The sequence below is a fragment of the Chryseobacterium salviniae genome (genome assembly GCF_035819015.1).
In the GTDB taxonomy this organism is placed as follows: Bacteria; Bacteroidota; Bacteroidia; order Flavobacteriales; family Weeksellaceae; genus Chryseobacterium; species Chryseobacterium salviniae.
Genome location: NZ_JAYLAA010000010.1, coordinates 1 through 5,866 on the forward strand (window position 1 = coordinate 1; position 5,866 = coordinate 5,866).

9 protein-coding genes are annotated in these 5,866 nt (G+C 33.5%); 8 read left to right on the plus strand and 1 reads right to left on the minus strand.

The annotated features are described in order from the left end of the window. The 6 genes from SOP96_RS01905 to SOP96_RS01930 form a co-directional block, all read left to right on the plus strand. A partial coding sequence (locus SOP96_RS01905; protein WP_326319542.1) for an RHS repeat-associated core domain-containing protein occupies positions 1-1,227 on the plus strand: 1,227 nt, incomplete at its 5' end. A gap of 7 nt (positions 1,228-1,234) precedes the next feature. After that, complete coding sequence (locus SOP96_RS01910) at positions 1,235-1,687, plus strand: hypothetical protein (protein WP_326319543.1); 453 nt, start codon at positions 1,235-1,237, stop codon at positions 1,685-1,687. A 176-nt stretch (positions 1,688-1,863) separates the two neighbouring features. Next, positions 1,864-2,055 (plus strand): hypothetical protein, encoded by a 192-nt coding sequence (locus tag SOP96_RS01915; protein WP_326319544.1) that lies wholly within the window; start codon positions 1,864-1,866, stop codon positions 2,053-2,055. A gap of 10 nt (positions 2,056-2,065) precedes the next feature. Next, positions 2,066-2,365: a hypothetical protein gene (locus tag SOP96_RS01920; protein ID WP_326319545.1), complete on the plus strand. Its 300-nt coding sequence runs from the start codon at positions 2,066-2,068 to the stop codon at positions 2,363-2,365. 73 nt (positions 2,366-2,438) lie between these two features. Continuing rightward, a complete protein-coding gene (locus SOP96_RS01925) occupies positions 2,439-3,491 on the plus strand; it encodes an RHS repeat-associated core domain-containing protein (protein ID WP_326319546.1) in 1,053 nt (350 codons plus the stop codon). Continuing rightward, positions 3,481-3,855, plus strand: coding sequence for a hypothetical protein (locus SOP96_RS01930; RefSeq protein ID WP_326319547.1), 375 nt, complete (start codon positions 3,481-3,483; stop codon positions 3,853-3,855). The genes SOP96_RS01925 and SOP96_RS01930 overlap by 11 nt, the downstream gene beginning before the upstream one ends. 28 nt (positions 3,856-3,883) lie before the next feature. Here SOP96_RS01930 and SOP96_RS01935 read toward each other — a convergent pair whose 3' ends face one another. Then, positions 3,884-4,327: a hypothetical protein gene (locus SOP96_RS01935; RefSeq protein ID WP_326319548.1), complete on the minus strand. Its 444-nt coding sequence runs from the start codon at positions 4,325-4,327 to the stop codon at positions 3,884-3,886. 238 nt (positions 4,328-4,565) lie between these two features. Between SOP96_RS01935 and SOP96_RS01940 the strand changes: the two genes are divergently transcribed. Both SOP96_RS01940 and SOP96_RS01945 read left to right on the plus strand, forming a co-directional pair. Continuing rightward, positions 4,566-4,739, plus strand: a complete 174-nt coding sequence (locus SOP96_RS01940; RefSeq protein WP_326319549.1) for a hypothetical protein — start codon at positions 4,566-4,568, stop codon at positions 4,737-4,739. 113 nt (positions 4,740-4,852) lie between these two features. After that, positions 4,853-5,632 (plus strand): transposase, encoded by a 780-nt coding sequence (locus SOP96_RS01945; RefSeq protein ID WP_326319550.1) that lies wholly within the window; start codon positions 4,853-4,855, stop codon positions 5,630-5,632. Positions 5,633-5,866: the final 234 nt, after the last annotated feature.

A 5,866-nucleotide genomic window follows, 5' to 3' on the forward strand; every position in this document is an offset into this window, starting at 1 on the left:
TCTGAGCCAACAGAAATAAAATTGAGAATTATTCCAAATCCGGAAGGATATTTTGATGCTTTAAGGAATAAGTATTATTATAATTTTACGGATCATTTGGGGAACATACGTTTAAGCTATAGTGATGCTAATGGAGATGGTATTGTAACAGGAGATATTGTGATTGAAAATTGCCAGACGTTTCCCGATGGCAGTATGGCATGCAACAACTATATTACACCCGGCGAAGCAGAGGGGGTAAACAATTATTATCCTTTTGGGTTGATGCATAATGCACAATATTATAGTTTTGATAATGCGTATCAGTATAAGTACAACGGCAAGGAGTTGCAGGAGACGGGAATGTATGATTATGGTGCGAGATTCTATATGCCGGATATCGGAAGATGGGGTGTCGTGGATCCTAAAAGTGAGTTAGGAAGAAGATTTTCTCCATATAATTATGCGTTTGATAATCCGATCATGTTTGTTGATCCTGACGGAATGTGGCCTTGGCCAACTTGGAGCCAGGTTAAGAATATGGCTAAAACATATTACTCCGGGATGTATCAGGGAGCAAAAAGCGTTGCAAAAGAAACATATCAAGGAATTAAACAGGTAGTAACTCATCCAATAGAATCAGCAAAATCCTTAGCAAGTAATCCAGGTGGTGCTTTAAAATCTGGCGTAAAAAAATCTCTACATCTTATGGCTTCGGCAAAAGCTCTTCCCGCAATAGCAGTTGAAAGCGTTAAAACAGGTGATGCTACATTAGCAGGAAAAGTTGCAGGAAAAATATTAGGAACTCTTGCAATAGAAAGTACAACTGCTATAGCTACAGAAGGAGCAGGAAGCGCAATTTCCTCATTAAGAACTGCAAGCCGAATGAGTAAGTTAAGTTCTAGAGTCACTGAAACTGCATCAGAATTATCAGTGTCAGGCAAGGCTCCAGCTACAATTGTTGGGGCTGAACTTAACGGACAAACAACTATTGCAACAAGTGGAGTTCCTCCAATAACTATTGCACCTCAGTTAAATGGTGTTGTTAGTGAATTAGGAGGAATAGGAACACGAACCCCATCGGGTAATGTTTTAGGTTGTTGCGCTGAATTCCAAGCAGGAAATCAATTATTGTTAGATAATCCTTTGGCATCTCCTTCACAAATTAACTTTACTGATGCAATCCGACCAAGAACTGGTCAGACGGTACCAATGTGTGAAAATTGTAAAGCAACTTTTGGAAAATAATAAATATATGTATACAGAAATAGAACAGCAAAGTTTAGATATAGACTGGTTTTTTACAGACAATAATGAAATTGCTTTTGTCGCATCGGCAGGAGGAAAGCTTCCCAATTCAATATCAAAAATTGGAGATGAAAATCGAAAACTATCTTCTTATTTTAGAAGCCTTCCTGAAATATCTGAAGTGATTATTAATCCACAGTTGAAAAATATTATACCTAATTTGAATGAATCCTATTTGTCGGATTTTGTAATCATGGCTAAAAAAGGAATTTATTCTTTTGATAAAACTACTTTAAATAATTTCTTAGATTCTAACTATCATTTAGTAGCTAGTCCTAAAATCGCATTAAAAATAAAGGATTTATCACCAGATATAATGGCAATTATTTTAAAGACATGTTTATTAAGTAATGAGCTTAAAAAAATAGATCAAATTAATATACTTGATTTAAATAGGTAGATTAATCTTGTGGTCGCCCGCTACGCAAAGTCTCCGAAGGTGTAGACTATGGCAAGATACTTACTTCCACCAGTGAATTTGATCCCTCAAAAACTCTATTCAGAGGAACAACTGGTTCAGAAGCTGGAAGTAATACTTTATTTCTTACTGATGATGCAGCAGTTGCGGGAACTTATGTGAAAAATGGCGGACAAGTTATGCAATATGATATTAGTAATTCTGGAATGTATATGTTAGAAAAAACGGGAGAGCTGGAATATAAAACAGGAATACATACTGGCTCAAACACTGTATCGACGGAATATTTATTTAAAGGAAAAGATTTAGTAGAAGCTGTTAATAAAAAAGCCACACCTCATAATCCTTAAAATTAAAATTATGAATAAAAGAAAATTTTGTTGTGATAAGTTTGAATTTCGCTATAATGGAGAGAAAACAATGGGATTGAATTTTCGAATAGTAAAATATAGCGAAAAGTTTCTTGAAAGAGAAGCTGAATTATACAATAAAAAATTAAAAGATATTTTTGATAAAGCTTATTTTATAACTGATGGCTATAGTGGTGTGATTACTGACTTTAGTATAAAAAAAATGGTTATAAATCATTGTCCTTTTTGTGGTCAAAAATTAAGTGATTTTTATAAATCAGATGATTATGTACAAGAAATTATAGGTTAATTTTCCCTCGCTGGCGCGAGCGTCCCGCTCGTGCCAGTAGAATAATGAGTATATTTATCAGTACAAAGATCATTTGGGAAATGTAAGGGTAAGCTACAAGAAGCAAGGAAATGAATTACAGATCACCGACAGCAATGATTATTACCCTTTCGGGATGAGCTTTATCAGGAACCCGGAAGAAGAAGCCTACTTTGGAACCGGAAGTTATAAAAACTATAAGTACAATGGCAAGGAGCTGCAGGAGACCGGAATGTATGATTATGGCGCTAGAATGTATATGCCGGATATTGGGAGATGGGGTGTTGTGGATCCGCTGGCGGAGAAGATGACCCGTCATAGCCCTTATAACTATGCATTTAATAATCCTTTGAGGTTTATAGACCCTGATGGTAGAGAAGCAAAAGGGTGGGTTCCACAACTAATTAATGGACAACAAACATATACTTATGATCCTAATGTTAATACAACTCAAGAAGCTCTGAATTCTGATAAATATAAGAATACGATCAATGGTGATGTTATGCAGGAAATGTCAATATATTATTCAGATTCTTCAACAGGTACAGTTACTCCATATTATCAATTAAATGCAGATGGTTCAGTATCTGACCTTAGAGCAGGAACAACTTCTTTTGGAAATACAACTACAGAAGGAGGAAGTTTATTAAAAGGAGCTGATAACTCAGGTTCATTTTGGAATTTCAGTGCAAATTTTGCATTTGGTGGTGGTGCTGGCTTTTCTTTAGGTCAGGTTACTGATAGTAATAATGAAACAGACTGGTTCTTTTCTCTTAATGGAAATTTAGGATTAAGTGCAGGAGTAGGTTTTGAAACAGGCCTTGTTCTTCCAACAGATCCTGGACATAAGTTTGTCAATAGTGATTTTGCAGGTGACGGACGTGGTTATTCTGGAGGTGAAGGAATTACATCAGGAACATATAGTGGAACTTTTAATCGTACAAAATCATCAACTGCCATGGATCAATTTAATCCTGCAAGTTTTGGAAAGAATTCTGCTGATTTTAAAAGTGGATATACTACTGTAAGTGCAGGTGTAGGTACAGGAGTGAAGGGAGGTTTACCTGTAATGTGGACAGCATCTAAAACTTGGGTACGTGGAAAATAATTTTAATATAGAAGTTGATAAATCCAGTAAAAAAACTATTACAATATTTATAATAGTTTTTGGAAGTATTTTATTATTTACTATTATTTATTTGATTATAAACTCAAACGCTGATAGAAAGCAAAATTTATTAAACATAGACAGGCATACCAGAGTTGTTGAAATCTATTCCAATAAAGATCAACATAATCTTGGTTATGTTAGGTTTTCTAATGGAATTAATGAGTTTCTAGAATACCCCTATAAAGTAGGAGATTCGATATCAAAGAAAAGAGGAGATTCGATTGAATATATTTTCAGAAAAGATAGTATAATAAAGAATAATTATTTCGAAGAATCCCGAAAAAATGGTCTTTTAGAATAATAAAAACAGCTACTTAAAGTAGCTGTTTTTATTTAGTGAAATGAACATCATAGCCCACAATTTTAATAGAATCATCTTCTTTTTCCAAAGTAAATTTTTCCTGTGTATTTTGTATATTTCTTTCTATTCTATACGATAATACGTATTGAGATTTTGGATTTGTACCCACAGAAACAAAAGTTTCCCATATTGTTAATTGAATATTTGAGATTTTATCTCCACATTCTGTATTAATATCGTCAATCATTTGATTTAACTGTTTTTTGTTATTTATCTTGCCGTACTTTTTATCAAAAAACTTTTCTCCAAATAATTTAAATGCTTCCTGTCTGTTGTTTTCTTTTATAAGCTGATAGTACTTTTCAGTAATTTTTTCGGCTTCTTTTTTATCTTCTTCCCTATTGCGATAGGTTTTATTAAAATTACAGCTTGTCAAAAATAAGATAACTAATATTAAAATATACTTTTTCATAAGCAAAATATTCTTAGATTTAAGAGTGGTTAATCCTAAAAATCGATACAGATTTATTACACAAAAATAAATAATTAAACACTTAAAAAATATTTTCAGGTGTTTTTTATTTATATATTTCATTTCAATATATTTTGCTGATGTATATCGCATTCAATATAATTATTTAAATTTACCAAAGAAGATCACTCAAAACTCTGTAGCAACAGATTATACGTACAGAGCAGACGGGGTGAAAGTGAAGAAGCTCTTTGGAGGTTTGCAGACGGATTACCTGGATGGCTTCCAGTATAAATCTACCTACCCAAGTGAAACGGATGGTTATATTGACACTTCTGAGCCAACAGAAATAAAATTGAGAATTATTCCAAATCCGGAAGGATATTTTGATGCTTTAAGGAATAAGTATTGAAGCTGTTTAAACTTATTTTAGAAAAAAAGTTCCGAGAAAATTAGCAATTTTGGATTGCAATTAAAAAAACTAATAATCTGGAACTCATCAGCAAAGATAAAATAGAGAAATGGATTTTACCCCATTTAAGCAAAGGAAAAAGGGGATTTTCTACAAAGTTTGACGTGGTAAAAATAATCCAGACCATTATAAAACGGCTGAAAACCGGTTGCCAGTGGCGTGAGATTTCTTTAAAAGACTATTTTGGGGAAGAAAAGATAAGCTGGCAAAATGTGTATTATTTTTTTAATAAATGGAGCAAGGATGGCAGTTTCAGGAATATTTGGGTTCATCTTTTGAATCGTAACAGGCGGTTGCTGGATATGTCTTGTGTTCAACTCGACGGAAGCCAGACCCGTTGCAGAATGGGCGGCGAATCCACAGGGTATCAAAGCAGGAAATCTGCGAAAACCAGCAACATGATTTTTCTTTGCGACAATCGTGGTCAAATGCTTTCGATGGGAAATCCCAGAAGCGGAAATCATCACGATTTATATGAAATAGAAGATGTTATGGGCGAGATTATTGAAATTTTGTCGGAAGCGGAAATTTCTCATAAGGGTCTTTTTTTGAATGCAGATTCGGGATTTGACAGTGAAAGTTTAAGACAGAAATTAGAAATGGAGGAAATAACAGGCAACATCAAAACCAATCCCCGGAATGGAAAAACAGTAGATAATGATCATTATTTTGATGAAAAGCTGTACGAAAACAGATTTAAAATAGAGCAGGCAAATGCATGGTTAGACGGCTTCAAGGCTTTGCTGATAAGATTTGAAACACTGGATATTACCTGGAAGAATATGCACTTTTTGGCGTTTTCTCTTAAACTAATCAAAAAATTAAAAGTTTAAACAACTTCGTTTAGTAAATATTTTCATAACAAATAAAATTTAATTAATAAAAACAAAGGTAGAGATCGTCAAGCCTCTTATTTTGACAAAATGAAGTGAGTTACTTGCAGATTTTACCCTCATATTTAATTTTTGACAAAAATATAATTGCTGTCAAAAAAAAGTTGTGACGCGCTTTTAAGTCCCTATTTATAAGCAATCCAAAATTTATTTTCTTCAATTGAAATAAAAATC